Below are 13,619 nucleotides of genomic sequence, written 5' to 3' on the forward strand. Positions count from 1 at the left end.
GCCGCAGCGGGACGCGCGGGGCGCTCCAGCTGCGCGCACAGCCCGCGCCCTCAGGGAGCGGGCGCCAGGGCCTGCTCGTAGGCGTTCAACTCCGCCTGGGCTGAGAGCCCGATGACGATGCGCATCGGGGAGTGAGGGTGATCGACCACCCATCGGGCCAGGGCGTCCATGGCCGCGGTGGCGGCCCACCGCTTGGGGTAGCCGAAGGCGCCGGTGGAGATGGAGCACAGGCCCACGCTGTTCATGCCGATATCCGCGGCCAAGTCCAGGGAGCTGGTGTAGCAGGACTCCAGCAGGGCCCGGTCGGCGGGATTGGGCCCCTGGCCGCGGTCGGCCATGGGACCCACCGAGTGGATGACGTAGAGGGCGGGCAGGTGATAGCCACGGGTCAGGACGGCGCGCCCACTGGGCTCCCCGGTGTCGCGCCGGCTGGGATCGGCGGCCTCGGCGTCGGCCATGTAGCGGGCGCACTCGGCGCGCATGGCCGGGCCGGCCGCCGAGTGCAGCATGTTGTCCACGCATTTGTGCCCCGGCACGAAGCAGCCGATCATGCGGGAATTGGCGGCATTGACCACAGCGTCGGCGCGCAGGCGGGCGAGCTCGCCGTGCCACAGGGCCACGCGCTCGCCCAGCAGGCCGGGCACGCCGTGGGTGGAGGCCAGCGTGGGAAGGGACATGGCCTCCACGGCGCCACGGGCCGCGGCCTCAGCCGACAGCAGGAGGTCCAGGTCGGCGGCGGCATGGTCGGGCAGGGGGCCGGGGGGCCGAGTGGTCAGGAGGTAGTCCAGGTAGACGCGCAGCTCCTCGACCCCGGCGGGGATCGTCATATCCCCCCAGCTGTCGAAAACCGGGCCGTCGGTGCGCATGAGCTCCAGCACGAGCCTGCGCAGAAGGGACAGCCGGTCCCAGGGGCCCCTGTCCGCCGCTCCGCTCAGGCCCTGGGCGCCAGCACCGGAGGCTCCCGCCGCACGCGCGAGCAGCTCCTCCTGAGCGCCCATCGCGCCCTGACGACAACCACTCATCTCCCCTCCTGACGTTGTCGACTTCCACCATAGCCCCTCCTCGTCCCAATCGGAGAGTCGGCAGCGTTGGACCTCGCTCACGCCGGATCACGGGGGCGGTACCGAACCGGTATTGAACCGTCACCTGTTTTCGGTCGGTTCACGTTGACTCCGTCATAACGATCTCACTAATTTCATCCCCGATCGTATAGGTATCAACCATACGGATGGTGGCTCCGCTCCCCCGGGACCACCGCCCGTCCCGAAAGGAATCCCGTGCCATCCCATGCCGTGCCTCGCCCTGCGAGGCCCCTCAGCCGGGCGCGCCAGGCAGCCACCCCCTGGCTATCCGCCTGCGCCCTGGTCGTTCTCACCACGTTGGTGGCCTCGCTGGTGCTTCTCCAGCCCGTCGCCCGCGCCGCGATCAACTCGCGGATCCTGGTCACCGACCTGTCCCTGGTCATGTCCTCGGGAACCGGTCAGGACGACCCCTCTGACACCTCCGTGCGCGTCGACGACATCCTGCGCATGTCCTTCAACTGGGATGCCACCCAGGCGGGGGTCTCGGCCGGCGACTCCTTCCGCATCGGCCTGCCCGACATGTTCGACAACTTCGAGTCCAACAAGAGTCAGGACCTGACGGTGCCCCACAACGGGTCCCAGACGCGCATCGGCACCTGCCAGCTCGACCCCAAGGAGATCGTCTGCACCTTCACCTCCGAGGTGGACACCCTGATCGCCCAGGGCTTCTCCGGCCTGCGCGGCAACGGCTCGGCCCTCATCAAGGCGGTGTCCGCCACCAACAACGCCACGGCCGACTTCGAGGCCAACGGCACGATCACCTCCCTGGCGATCCCGGGCGGGCGCATCATGGACATCACCAGCCTGAACTACTCCCCCGAGACCCTGCGCAAGTGGGCGCTGCCCGTGACCAGCACGGACTCCAGGCTCACCTGGCAGTTGAACTTCGGCGTCCCCGGCATCAAGCCCCTGACCGAGGAGGCGGGCGCGCCGATCACGGCCGACGGCACCACCCGTGAGACCATCACCTTCGTCGACCAGCTCGGCCCCGGTCACGCCTTCTCCACCGACATGAGCCGCTGGAGGCTCGACATCGGCACCTCGGCCACGCGCGACTCCATGCTGGGCACCGTCACCCGCGGCAACGGCGCGGACGAGATCACCGACCATGGCGACTACGACCTGAATGTCGACATCCAGGGCAACCGCGCCACCATCACGGTGGTCGGCCCCTTCACCGCCGACACCAACTACGTCATCTACTACGACACCACCCCCACCACCGATGACGGCGTCGTCCAGGCGGGGATGGAGTACACCAACAGCGCCTCCGTCAAGGGCTCCAGCGTCACCAGCGACGCCAGCTCCTACTACGTCGCCTCCTTCACGATCAACGTGACCATGGAGCCGGGCTTCGGCGGCCTGAGCGTCACCAAGCTGCTGAGCGGTGACCAGGCGGCCAAGGTCCCCGCGGGCACCACCTTCGAGGTCGGCATCGACTACACCCTGCCCGGCGGGGCCACGGCCCAGACCTACCCCGGCTGGACCGCCCCCGGGACCCTCAACGACTCGGGCACCGGCGGCACCACCAGCTTCACGGTGACCACCGGGAACGTGACCACCTACAACGGCACCTTCCCGGCCGGCACCGTGCTGAGGCTCAGCGAGGACACCTCCACCGCCACGGGCGCCCCGGGCCTGGGGTGGGGTGAGCCGGTGTTCATGGTCGACGGCGCCGCCACCAACACCCTGACCGTCAAGGACCAGGAGTCCACGGATGTGACCCTGCGCAACACTCCGACGGCGGCCCCGGCCACCGGCACCTTCTCCATCGCCAAGTCCGTGGCGGGCGACGGCGACTTCGCCTCCACGGCCTTCGCCTTCATCTTCAGCTGTGAGGACGGCACCGATGGCACCCTGGTCGTCCCGGGCAACGGCACCGCCGTCGAGGGCCCCGAGCTGCCCGATGGCACCAAGTGCACCCTGACCGAGGACGCCGCGTCCGCCGCGCGTGACGGCCACAGCGTGGCCTCCGAGCTGTCGCAGAGCGCCGTGACCATCAAGGGCGGCTTCACCGTGGTCGTGACCGCCACCAACACCTACACCCAGTCCACCGGATCCTTCACCGTGGCCAAGAAGGTCGCCGGGGAGAGCGCCTTCGCCGCCGACACCTTCACCGTGGCCTACTCCTGCACCCCGCCCAATGGCGCCGCGCAGAAGGCCGAGCTGCAGGTCTCGGGCGACGGCTCCCCCGTCCAGAGCCCGACCCTGCCGGTGGGCACCACCTGCGTGATCTCCGAGCCGCAGGACACCCGCGACCGCGAGGGCTACTCGGCGGCCGCCACCATCACGGTTGACGGCACCGCCACTGACACGGTGACCATCGCCGCGAACAAGAGCGCCGCTGTCGAGGTGACCAACACCTACGAGCGCCTGACCGGCTCCTTCCAGGTCTCCAAGACCGTCGCGGGCGACGGCGCCGCTAAGGCCCCGGAGTCCTTCACCTTCGACTACGTGTGCCGTGACGCCGCCGGCAAGGAGACCGTCAAGGACTCGGTGTCCGTCAAGGGCGGCGCCGTGGCCACGGTCGACTCCATCCCCACCGGCGAGTGCACGGTGACCGAGCGCTCGGCGAGTGTGGAGGGGACCGCCCTGGTCACGACCCTGACCGTTGACGGCCAGGAGGCCGCTGACGGCACGGCTGTCTTCACGGTGAGCCAGGACGCCGCCGTGGCGGTTGCGGCCACCAACACCTACACGGTGGACAAGGGCGGCTTCGCCGTGGTGAAGAAGGTCGAGGGAGCCGAGCTCGCGGACAAGCAGTTCACCTTCACCTACACCTGCGATGACCCCGAGGCCACCGAGGGCACCCTGATCGTCCCCGGGGACGGCAAGGCCGTGGCCGCGGGCAAGGACCTGCCCATCGGCACCACCTGCACCATCACGGAGCACGAGGGCACCGCTCAGGCGGAGGGCTACACGGTGGAGGTCCCCAAGGCCCAGTCCGTGAGCATCGAGGCGAAGGACCAGGTGGTCGAGGCCTCCTTCACCAACACCTACACGCCCACTCCCAAGCCGACGCCGCCCACCCCGCAGCCCTCGCCCGAGGCCTGCGAGACGCCCCGGGGCTCCCAGCCCGGCGACGGCTCCACGCCCGGCGACGGCTCCACGCCCGACCCCTGCGCCCCGGCCCCTGAGCCCTCGGCGACCTGCGTGACGCCCCAGGGCTCCCAGCCCGGCGACGGCTCCACGTCCGGCGACGGCAGCACACCCGGGGACGGCTCCACGCCCGACCCCTGCGCCCCGGCCCCTGAGCCCTCGGCGACTTGCGTGACGCCTCACGGCTCCGAGTCCGGCGACGGCTCCACGCCCGGCGCGAGCCCGTCGGGCACGGCTGGCGGGTCCGGCTCCGCTGGGCCGAGCGCCTCGCAGGACCCCTGCGCGACGCCCGGGACCACGGTGCCCATCAACACCGGCTCGCTGGCCAGCACCGGCGCCGCCGTGGGGATCGCTGTGGTGGCCGTGGCGGCCCTGGCAGCAGGAGGTCTCCTGCTGGTGCAGCGCCGTAGGGCCTGATTGACGCCGGCTCCGGCAACGCGGGACCGGGCGGTCGGATCGAGGTGATGCCTCGACCGGCCGCCCGGTCCTGTGCTCGGCGCTGCTGGCGCGGTGCGCTTACTCGGCGTCCGCGGCCTCCTGCTCGATCTGGGCCTTGACGGCCTCCATGTCGAGCTCGCGCACCTGGGTGATGAGGGAGTCCAGGGCGGGGCCGGGAAGGGCGCCCGCCTCCCGGTAGACCAGGACGTCGTCGCGGAAGACCATGAGCGTGGGGATGGAGGAGATGCCCAGGGCCGCGGCCAGGTCCTGCTCCTCCTCCGTGTTGACCTTGGCGAAGGTGATGTCCGGGTTGGCCTCGGAGGCCTTCTCGAAGACCGGGCCGAAGCGCATGCACGGGCCGCACCAGGAGGCCCAGAAGTCGACAATCGTGATGCCCTCGCCGTGGACGGCGTCCTTGAACTCGGGTCCGGTGATCGTGGTGGTGGCCATAGCGTCTGCCTTTCAAATCGGGGCCATCTGCAGGCCGCAACAGTGCCGGCTCAGCCGCTATTCCTGCTCCTGGGAGCGCCACTTTGTCCGTCGTGAACAACTTTAACCGTTCCCACCGCAAGGTTTCCAGGAGTTACTGAGTCCTGACCTGCACTCCCTCCATGGCCCTTGTCGCTGTCATCGCTTAAAGTTGTTCACGGTGGACACGTGGCCTGGATGTTGACCCGCTCGAGGCCCAGGCTGAAGCGGCGGACCAGGCGAAGGAATCCGTCGACGTCAAGCTCGGCATCGGCCATGAGGGCGTAGCTGGCCCTGCTTCCGTAGACGATGCTGCGCCCGGACAGGGTGAAGCCGTTGCGCTCGTAGAAGGCCACGCGCCGGCGGCGCTGCTCGGCATTGGCGGCGGTGTCGTCCAGCGGCTCGATCTCCAGGACGATGGTGCGGCCCGCCGCACGTCGGCGCACCTGCTGGACGATGCGCGACCCGTACCCTTGTGAGCGCACGGCGTCATTGACCACCAGGTAGAACAGCCACACCATGGTCGGGGACTCCACGGTGTAGGTCATGCCCACGAGGACATGGCCGTCGTACCAGGCGCGCAGCGCCACACCGCGGCGAAGCGCCATGAGCCGCAACTGCCACATCGGGATCTGCTCCTCGGGCGGGAAGGCCCTGCGGTAGAGGGCGATGACCTCCCGGTACTCGGGCAGGCGGCGGGTGAGCGCCCGGGTCGTCAGACCGGTCCCGCCAACACCCAGCGCCCCGTTCTTCTGCGCACCGCCCGTGGGTGTCACGCGCTGGACTCCTTCACTCCTCGCACCTGCAGCAACCCGCCCTAGGCTACCGCGCGGGACCGCGCAGTACCCGCGCCCTGCGCTCGCAGGGAGTCCCGGCGGGTCTAGAGTGATCCGGGTTAACGCCGGTCATGGACCGGGGAAAGGAGGGTGGCCGTGCATCTGAGCCGGTCGCTGGCTGTGGTCGAGATCCTCCTGCTGCTGGCGGGGGTCGCGCAGTTCCTCGCCCCCACCCTGGGGCTCGCCGCGATATGCGTGCTGTCCTGGATCTTCCTGGCTGCCGCCTACGTCATCGGCTCCCTGGAGATCGCCCGACGGCAGAAGGCCGACCCGACCCTCAGGCTCTCCCCATCCTCTGTTCGCGGCTTCCCCACCTGGGTCCGCGGGCTGTCCGATCTCACCCCGATCCTGGCCGCGGCCACCGGCCTGCTCTCCGCTGTGAGCTACCTCGGCCCCACCGCCTCCACGGAGGTGGGCGACTCCGCGTTGCGCGGGCTCATTGATCTCTTCCTGGCACTGGACGACAGCGAGTTCCTCACCATCATCATCGGCACGCTGGGCTGGTTCGTCCTCCATGTCGGATACGCCCATCTCTACCAGCGCATCGACATGCTCAGCCGCGGTCGCGCCTTCGCCTTCCCCGCGACGCCTCAGGCCAGCAGTGTCGAATACCTCTACCTGGGCATGACCCTGGGCGCCACCTTCGGCACCTCGGATGTCACGGTGCGCAGCCGGCGTGCCCGTTGGGCGGTCATGAGCCACACCATCCTGGCCTTCCTGTACAACGCCGTCGTCATCGCTGTCGTGGTCCGCCTGCTGACCGGCAACTGACGCGCACGTCCAGCAACCCGCACGATCCGCCTCCGGGTCCCGCTCCGGCGTCAGGCACAATGTTGGCCAACTGGACAAGTCATTTGGCCAACAGTTACTGTGCCGCCATGAGCACTGAGGATCGGCATCCGCACGGTGCACCGGAACGCACACGTCTGCCGGTGGGCGAGCGCCGTCGCCTCCTGGCCGAGGCAGCCCTGAGGGTGATGAAGCGCGAGGGGGTCGCCGCGGCGACCACGCGCGCGGTCTGCTCCGAGGCGGGCATGCCGCACGGCGCCTTCCACTACTGCTTCCGCACGAAGAAGGAGTTCTACGCCGAGGTGCTGTCCATGGACGTCATCTCCGATCTCTCGGAGGCCTGGTCGCAGGTGGCCCATGCCTCGCCCTCTGAGGCGATCGTGACGCTCGTGCGGGCGCTGTGGGCTCAGGTGGAGGTCGACGCCGACGCCCAGCGGGTCCTGTTCGACCTGGAGTCCACGGTGCTCAGCAGCCCCGATCTGCGCGACCTGCTCGACCAGCAGTACCAGGCCTCCCTCGACCTGGCCGCAGCCAGCCTCGCCCGGCTCCAGGAGGAGGCCGGATTTCGCTTCGCCAGCCCCGTCCGGCCGCTGGCCGGGCTCGTCCTGGCAGCCCTCGACGGCGCCACCTGGATGTGGCTGACCAGCCGCGACCCCGAGCTCGCCCGCTCCACCATGGATCAGCTGGCCAACGTGCTCATCACCCATATACGAACTGATCAGCCAGACGCAGGAGAAGGCGCATGACCACGAGGACTGTGAACTACCGCCCCTACCGGCCCGAGGACGCCGATGCCGTGAAGTCCATCATTGACGAGGCCTTTCACATCCACCGCTACGCCCGCGCCCCGCGCCTGCACGCCGCCGCCGTAGACCTCTACCTTCGCGAGGTGCTCCTGGAGTCCACCTACGCCCGAGTCGCCGAGCAGAGTGGGCGCGTCATCGGCATCATCATGGGGCGCGTGGAGGGCCAGTCGCGCCTGCCCGGCCGCCTCGGCAACCGCCTGCGCGCCGCCGGCGGCATGCTCCGGCTGCTCCTCACCGGTTTCCCCGAGAGGAGGACCCTGCGCTACTACTCGCAGTTCGAGCGGATCTATGAGCGCCTGCGCACCTCCGTGCGCGAGGCCCCGGGCGATGAGCTGACCCTCTTCGCCGTCGACGCCTCCGCCAGGGGACTTGGCGTGGGCGGCGCCCTGTTCCAGGACTACATGGCGCATCTGCGCGCCCACGGCCGCACTGATTTCTACCTGTACACGGACTCGCTGTGCACCTACCAGTTCTATGAGCGCCAGGCGATGGTGCGCGCCGCCGAGGAGGATATGGCCCTGCAGGTGGAGGGCCTGCCGAACACGGTGGAGGTCTACCTCTACACCGGGCGAGTCCCGGAGCGGGCCCTCAGCCGCGCCGGTGCCCCTCGCTGAGGCCCGGGAGGGCGAAGGCAGCGCTGCGGCCGCTCCGACTCAGGCACAGCGGATCCCAGCGGCCCCCAGCGCATGCCGACGCGAGGATGTCCCTCAGGACGACAACGACTCTGCTTGCTACCGTCATGCCATGACGACCTCCGCGACCGCTCCCAGTGAGCCTGTCCTCGGCCCGCTCGGGCTGAGACTGCGCAGTCACCGCGATGAGGTGCGCGCCTACCTCACTGGGTTTCATATGAGCAACGTGCGAGTGTTTGGCTCGACGTCCAGGGGCTCGGACAGAGAGACCTCGGATATCGATCTCCTCGTCCAGGCCGACCGTGCACCCAGCCTCTTCACGCTCGCCCGCGCTGAGCGGGGCCTGCAGACGCTTCTTGGCGCACCAGTTGACATCGTCCCCGACGACGCGATCCGACCCGACCTGCGCGAGCAGATCCTCAGCGAGGCGGTCCCGCTGTGAGTCGCACCCAACGCGAGAGCCTTCTCGAAGCTCTCGTGCACCTCGACCAGGTCGCACGGTACGCCGAACGCGACTTCTCCGACGATGCCATTCGCGACGCGATCGCCTTGCGCCTCGCCGCCGCGATTGATGCCCTCACCCGCCTCCCGAGCGATGAGGTGATCGGGATGTTCGGTGATGCCTGGTACGACATCAAGGCGACTCGCAATCGCATCGTCCATGGATACCTAACCGTCAGCAGCGAGATTATCGATGCGACGGTCACTGAAGACCTTCCCGAACTAAGAGATTGCGCGGATAGGGATGGGGGGTGCGGCGCTGCGTGGAGGCGGGCATGAGGGCCTGTAGAAGCTGTGGTGTCAAAGTCTCGCCTCATGGTCCAGGAGAGTCCTCATGCCCGCTGTCCCATCGTCCGTCATGGAGCCCTTGTGGGTCCAGTTCGCCGCGCTGGTCCCACCGGTTGAGGACAACCACCCGCTGGGATGCCACCGTCCCCGTGTACCTGACCGGATCGTGTTCGACAAGCTCGTCCAGGTCCTGGTGCTGGGCGCCTCCTACAACAAGATCGCCGACTCCACCTGCTCGGCGACCACCATCCGCACCAGGCGCGACGAGTGGATCGCCGCGGGCGTCTTCACTGCCCTGGAAGACCTCGCCCTGAAGGCATTCGACCAGGTCACAGGCCTGGACCTGACCGACGTGTGCGTCGACGGGTGCATCACCAAGGCCCCCTGCGCAGGCCAGGCCTCCGGGCGATCCCCGGTAGACCGAGGCAAGCAGGGCACCAAGCGCTCGGTGATGGTAGAGGCCCACGGAATCCCTCTGGCCGTGGTGGTCGCCGGGGCCAACCGGCACGACTCCCCGCTGCTGGCCCCCACCCTGGAGGCCGGGTTCAGCCGGTTCGGGTTCGACACGCCCCAGCACATCACGGTGCACCTGGACGCGGGCTACGACAGCGCCCGCACGCGCGCCCTGCTCGACCGCCTGGGCTGCCACTACGAGATCTCCCGGTCAGGAACACCCCTTCAGGTTGGTGTCAGGTGGGTCGTGGAACGTACCAACTCCTGGCACAACAGGGGCTTCAAGAAGCTGGCCATCTGCACCGAGCGACGCACCAGCGTCATTGGCGCCTACATCGCCCTGGCCAACACCATCATCACCATCCGGCTGCTACTACGCACCGCCTGGACCACCCACCGCTGGGACACCCGCCCCCAGCATCCCTACCAATGGCGATGAAACCCACCTATCCGCGCACCCTCTAAGAAGCATTATCGAGAGAAGACTGGTATCGCTCGGAGCCTGAGGTCGCGACGCCCACCAGTCAGGCCGCCGCGACTCCTTGCCGCACGAGTACTGAAAAGCCGCCAAGATCAGCGCATGCGCTCGGCTGCTCGCTTCGCAATCGCCTCGCGCCGCTTCAGCCCCGCAGCTCGGCGGCGACGAGCTCGGCCAGCTCGACGGCGTTGAGGGCGGCGCCCTTGCGCAGGTTGTCCCCCACGGCGAAGAAGCTGATGCCGTGCCCCTCGTCCCAGGCCTGGTCGGCGCGCACGCGGCCCACGAAGGTGCCGTCGCGGCCGGCGCCCTTGAGGGGGCTGGGGACGTCGTCGTAGGTGACGCCGGGGGCGGCGGCGAGGATCTCGCGGGCGCGCTCCGGGGTGATCTCGCGGGCGAACTCCGCCGAGACGCTCACCCCGTGCCCGGAGAAGACCGGGATGCGCACGCAGGTGCCCGAGACCCGCAGCTCCGGGAGCCCCAGGATCTTGCGGGACTCGTTGCGCAGCTTCTGCTCCTCATCGGTCTCACCGGAGCCGTCGCCCGCATCCCCGCCGGCCCAGGCCACGGCGTTGAAGGCGATGGTGTCCACGTAGACGCTCGGCTCGGGGAACTCCACGGCGCGGCCGTCCACGCCCAGGCCCTCCATGTCCTGGTCCACCACGGCGCGCACCTGCCCCGCCAGCTCGGCCACACCGGCCCTGCCGGAGCCGGAGACCGCCTGGTAGGTCGAGGCGATGAAGCGCACCAGGCCGGCCTCCTCGTGCAGAGCCTTGAGGGCCGGCATGATCGCCATGGTCGTGCAGTTGGGGTTGGCGATGATCCCCTTGGGGCGGTCGGCGAGCGCCTCCGGGTTGACCTCGGAGACCACCAGCGGCACCTCGGGGTCCTTGCGCCAGGCCGAGGAGTTGTCCACCACGACGGCGCCGGCGGCGGCGAAGCGGGGGGCGTGCTCCTTGGAGGTGCCCCCACCGGCGGAGAAGATGGCCACATCGATGCCGGACAGGTCCGCACTCGCCACATCCTCGACCTCCACGCGCGCCCCGCGGAAGTCCACCACCGTCCCGGCGCTGCGGGCCGAGGAGAAGAAGCGCACGCCACGGGCCGGGAAGTCGCGCTCGGCCAGCATGGCCTGCATGACTCGACCCACCTGGCCGGTGGCGCCCACCACGGCCACGACCACGCCGTCGGCGGGGCCCTCGTACTCGTTGATCACTGCGCTGCGCTGGCTGGTCTGCTGGCTCATCGTCCGGTCCCTCCGTACACGACCGCCTCGGCGGCCTCGGCGTCGAGGCCGAATGCGGAGTGGACGGCGCGCACGGCCTCGTCGAGCACGGCGTCGTCGACCACCACCGAGATGCGGATCTCGGAGGTGGAGATCATGTGGATGTTGACCCCCGCCTCGCTCAGGGCGCCGAACAGTCGGGCGGAGACCCCCGGGTGGGAGCGCATGCCCGCCCCCACGAGGGAGAGCTTGCCGATGTCGGGGTTGAAGTGCAGGGAGCGGAAGCCCAGCTCCTCCTTGGCGCCCTCCAGGGCCTTGCGGGCGGCGGCGGAGTCGCCGTCGGGGCAGGTGAAGGAGATGTTGGTCAGGCCCGTGTCCTCGGCGGAGACGTCCTGAACGATCATGTCGATATTGGCGTCAGTGCCGGCCACGATGGCGAAGATGCGGGCGGCGGCACCAGGAACGTCGGGCACGCCGACCAGGGTGATCTTGTCCTGGCTGCGGTCGTGCGCGATTCCGGAGATGACGGGGGCTTCCACGTGGTCCTCCTTGGCGGATGAACGGGGGCGGGCGCCGGCACGGGCGGCCACGGCGCTGCGATGGGCGGTCTCGACGTCGGTGGCCGAGGGGCCCTCGGCGAGCGGGCCGGCGCTCCGGCCGGCCTGCCCGGCGACCCCGGAGGGCTGCGGGGCGGGCTGCTCGGCGGGCTCAGCGGTCCCAGTGACTGTTGACGGGGCTGTGGGCGCAGTGTCCCCGAGGTCGGTGTCGGCGGCCACGACGTCGTCGAGCATGGCGGCCGCGGCCGACGGGACGAAGGCTCCGGGGCGGCGCCCGTCATAGATCCAGGTTCCGGTCTTGTCGGAGAAGGAGGAGCGCACGTGCAGGGGCACCCCGAAGCGGCGGGCGTACTCCACGGCACGCAGGTGAAGGATCTTGGCGCCGTGGGCGGCCAGCTCCAGGGTCTCCTCGCTTGAGAGGGCCTCGACGCGTCGGGCGGTGGGGACGATGCGGGGGTCGGCGGTGAACAGGCCGTCGACGTCGGTGTAGATCTCGCAGACGTCGGCGTTGAGGGCAGCTGCCAGGGCCACGGCCGTGGTGTCCGAGCCGCCGCGCCCCAGGGTGGTGACGTCCTCGACCTCGTTGATGCCCTGGAAGCCGGCGACGATGGCCACGGCCCCGGTCTGGATGGAGCGGGCCACGCGCTCGGGCAGGACGCCGACGATGGAGGCGCGCCCGTACTTCGAGTCGGTCAGGACCCCGGCCTGGGCGCCGGTGTAGGCGTGGGCGGGAACGCCCAGCTCGTTGATGGCCATGGCCAGCAGGGCCATGGAGATGCGCTCCCCGGCGCTCAGCAGGATGTCCATCTCACGCACGGGGGGCTGGGAGGTCAGGGCACCGGCCATGTCGAGCAGCTCATCGGTGGTGTCCCCCATGGCCGAGACGACCACCACCACGGTGTTGCCCGCCTCCCGGGTGGCCACGACGCGGCGCGCAACGCGGCGCATGGCGTCGATGTCGCTGACGGACGACCCGCCGTACTTCTGCACGACCAGTGCCATGGGCTCTCCTTGAGTCCTGTGCCTCTTCCTGGGTGCCGCGCGGCCTGGGCGCACCTTGGGGGCAGGACGGGGATCTCACCGCGGGTGGCACCCACGACGACGTGGCAGGGCCAAGCATAAGGCCACGGCGCAGGTGCGGCGTGTGGAGTTCCCCATGGCGAGACGCGGCCCGGCCCTGGGCCTGTCTTGAGTTGTCTTGAGCGGGGAGGGACCTGGGTCGGATGGACGTGACGGGTCGATACTGCAGTCTCGGGATATGCCTCGCTGAAGCGCTGACAATATTCCCGAAGTGATCGTTGGTGTGCGATTGCTGGGAGATAGGAGCAGCATCGAGTGATACGGGTAGATTATGGCCCACTTCTGATCATTACTGCGCCCAGAGATGGTGGGCTGCTGGGCAGAATTACCCGTGGCGAACAGCCCATTGCGCGACCTCGATTACGCGCCGGCGACCCTGTTCGACTCCGCTCTCATCGGGCGCCTATCGAGCGCGCATCAGGAAAGCAGATATGGGCAGCCGTGCCCATTGGGAGGGGAGTGGAGCTCATGGTCCACTTTCCTCACCCGAACGGCCCCTGCCCCCGCGCCTCTCGGCGCCGCCCAAACTACGTGCACGAGCATTGTCTCACAGGAAGGATGAAGCCATGGCGAAAAAACCCAATCAATACCGATCAGCGCTCATCGCGGTGGAATCGGCGTTCCAGCGTCGTAACGAAGCAGTGGTCGGAAGCGATCCGGGCAGTAAGGCGGCATCTTTGGGCTCCAAAGTGGGAGAATCCTCGTGGATTTCCCCGAAGGCCAAGGAATACGCAGAGGTCGTTCGCGGCATCGTGACCCGAATAACGGAGGGCTGGGGCACAGCATACGATGCCACCAAGGCGAAGACCGATCCTGAGCGCGACAAGCCGATGGTCGACGAGGATTCCGACGAGGGCTGGAAGGCCCATTTCCTGGAGATAAGGTGACGA

General features: G+C 69.2%; 13 protein-coding genes. 8 read left to right on the forward strand and 5 right to left on the reverse strand.

Features of this window, described 5'->3' with window-relative positions; all coding sequences use genetic code 11:
- Positions 1-50: 50 nt before the first annotated feature.
- Entirely contained in the window at positions 51-1,022 is a 972-nt protein-coding gene (locus tag EL266_RS02160) for a macro domain-containing protein (RefSeq protein WP_126412084.1), read from the reverse strand.
- A 270-nt stretch (positions 1,023-1,292) separates the two neighbouring features.
- Here EL266_RS02160 and EL266_RS02165 point away from each other — a divergent pair, with 270 nt between their 5' ends.
- Positions 1,293-4,598 (forward strand): DUF5979 domain-containing protein, encoded by a 3,306-nt coding sequence (locus EL266_RS02165; RefSeq protein WP_126412086.1) that lies wholly within the window; start codon positions 1,293-1,295, stop codon positions 4,596-4,598.
- Positions 4,599-4,697: 99 nt separating this feature from the next.
- Here the strand turns inward: EL266_RS02165 and trxA are convergent, their stop codons facing one another.
- Both trxA and EL266_RS02175 read right to left on the reverse strand, forming a co-directional pair.
- Positions 4,698-5,069, reverse strand: coding sequence for a thioredoxin (gene trxA / locus EL266_RS02170; protein WP_026427130.1), 372 nt, complete (start codon positions 5,067-5,069; stop codon positions 4,698-4,700).
- A gap of 194 nt (positions 5,070-5,263) precedes the next feature.
- Positions 5,264-5,863: a GNAT family N-acetyltransferase gene (locus EL266_RS02175; protein WP_232012086.1), complete on the reverse strand. Its 600-nt coding sequence runs from the start codon at positions 5,861-5,863 to the stop codon at positions 5,264-5,266.
- A 156-nt stretch (positions 5,864-6,019) separates the two neighbouring features.
- Here EL266_RS02175 and EL266_RS02180 point away from each other — a divergent pair, with 156 nt between their 5' ends.
- The 6 genes from EL266_RS02180 to EL266_RS02205 all read left to right on the forward strand — a co-directional run bounded on the left by EL266_RS02180 (position 6,020) and on the right by EL266_RS02205 (position 9,831).
- Entirely contained in the window at positions 6,020-6,694 is a 675-nt protein-coding gene (locus tag EL266_RS02180) for a DUF1345 domain-containing protein (RefSeq protein ID WP_051281241.1), read from the forward strand.
- Between the two features lie 107 nt (positions 6,695-6,801).
- Positions 6,802-7,458, forward strand: coding sequence for a TetR/AcrR family transcriptional regulator (locus EL266_RS02185; protein WP_169719954.1), 657 nt, complete (start codon positions 6,802-6,804; stop codon positions 7,456-7,458).
- Positions 7,455-8,132, forward strand: a complete 678-nt coding sequence (locus tag EL266_RS02190) for a GNAT family N-acetyltransferase (RefSeq protein ID WP_051281239.1) — start codon at positions 7,455-7,457, stop codon at positions 8,130-8,132. The genes EL266_RS02185 and EL266_RS02190 overlap by 4 nt, the downstream gene beginning before the upstream one ends.
- Before the next feature lie 130 nt (positions 8,133-8,262).
- On the forward strand, positions 8,263-8,592 hold the full coding sequence (locus EL266_RS02195) for a nucleotidyltransferase family protein (protein ID WP_051281237.1): 330 nt from the start codon (positions 8,263-8,265) through the stop codon (positions 8,590-8,592).
- Positions 8,589-8,930 (forward strand): HepT-like ribonuclease domain-containing protein, encoded by a 342-nt coding sequence (locus EL266_RS02200; RefSeq protein WP_026427126.1) that lies wholly within the window; start codon positions 8,589-8,591, stop codon positions 8,928-8,930. Before EL266_RS02195 ends, EL266_RS02200 begins: the two co-directional genes overlap by 4 nt.
- 55 nt (positions 8,931-8,985) lie before the next feature.
- Entirely contained in the window at positions 8,986-9,831 is an 846-nt protein-coding gene (locus tag EL266_RS02205; protein ID WP_026427125.1) for an IS5 family transposase, read from the forward strand.
- Between the two features lie 181 nt (positions 9,832-10,012).
- On the opposite strand, the gene EL266_RS02210 is transcribed toward EL266_RS02205, so the two are convergent.
- Positions 10,013-11,113: an aspartate-semialdehyde dehydrogenase gene (locus EL266_RS02210; protein ID WP_026427124.1), complete on the reverse strand. Its 1,101-nt coding sequence runs from the start codon at positions 11,111-11,113 to the stop codon at positions 10,013-10,015.
- Positions 11,110-12,651 carry an aspartate kinase gene (locus tag EL266_RS02215; protein ID WP_026427123.1) on the reverse strand — a complete coding sequence of 514 codons (1,542 nt, stop codon included), beginning with the start codon at positions 12,649-12,651 and terminating at the stop codon, positions 11,110-11,112. Before EL266_RS02215 ends, EL266_RS02210 begins: the two co-directional genes overlap by 4 nt.
- A 644-nt stretch (positions 12,652-13,295) precedes the next feature.
- Between EL266_RS02215 and EL266_RS02220 the strand changes: the two genes are divergently transcribed.
- On the forward strand, positions 13,296-13,616 hold the full coding sequence (locus EL266_RS02220; RefSeq protein WP_126412088.1) for a hypothetical protein: 321 nt from the start codon (positions 13,296-13,298) through the stop codon (positions 13,614-13,616).
- Positions 13,617-13,619 lie beyond the last annotated feature (3 nt).

Source organism: Actinomyces slackii (assembly GCF_900637295.1).
Classification (GTDB): domain Bacteria; phylum Actinomycetota; class Actinomycetes; order Actinomycetales; family Actinomycetaceae; genus Actinomyces; species Actinomyces slackii.

Bases quoted from the DNA above. Each gene is read 5' to 3' on its own strand.
- EL266_RS02160 (WP_126412084.1), bottom strand. From the start codon at position 1,022: ATGAGTGGTTGTCGTCAGGGCGCGATGGGCGCTCAGGAGGAGCTGCTC.
- trxA (WP_026427130.1), bottom strand. From the start codon at position 5,069: ATGGCCACCACCACGATCACCGGACCCGAGTTCAAGGACGCCGTCCAC.
- EL266_RS02185 (WP_169719954.1), top strand. From the start codon at position 6,802: ATGAGCACTGAGGATCGGCATCCGCACGGTGCACCGGAACGCACACGT.
- EL266_RS02190 (WP_051281239.1), top strand. From the start codon at position 7,455: ATGACCACGAGGACTGTGAACTACCGCCCCTACCGGCCCGAGGACGCC.
- EL266_RS02195 (WP_051281237.1), top strand. From the start codon at position 8,263: ATGACGACCTCCGCGACCGCTCCCAGTGAGCCTGTCCTCGGCCCGCTC.
- EL266_RS02205 (WP_026427125.1), top strand. From the start codon at position 8,986: ATGCCCGCTGTCCCATCGTCCGTCATGGAGCCCTTGTGGGTCCAGTTC.
- EL266_RS02210 (WP_026427124.1), bottom strand. From the start codon at position 11,113: ATGAGCCAGCAGACCAGCCAGCGCAGCGCAGTGATCAACGAGTACGAG.
- EL266_RS02215 (WP_026427123.1), bottom strand. From the start codon at position 12,651: ATGGCACTGGTCGTGCAGAAGTACGGCGGGTCGTCCGTCAGCGACATC.
- EL266_RS02220 (WP_126412088.1), top strand. From the start codon at position 13,296: ATGGCGAAAAAACCCAATCAATACCGATCAGCGCTCATCGCGGTGGAA.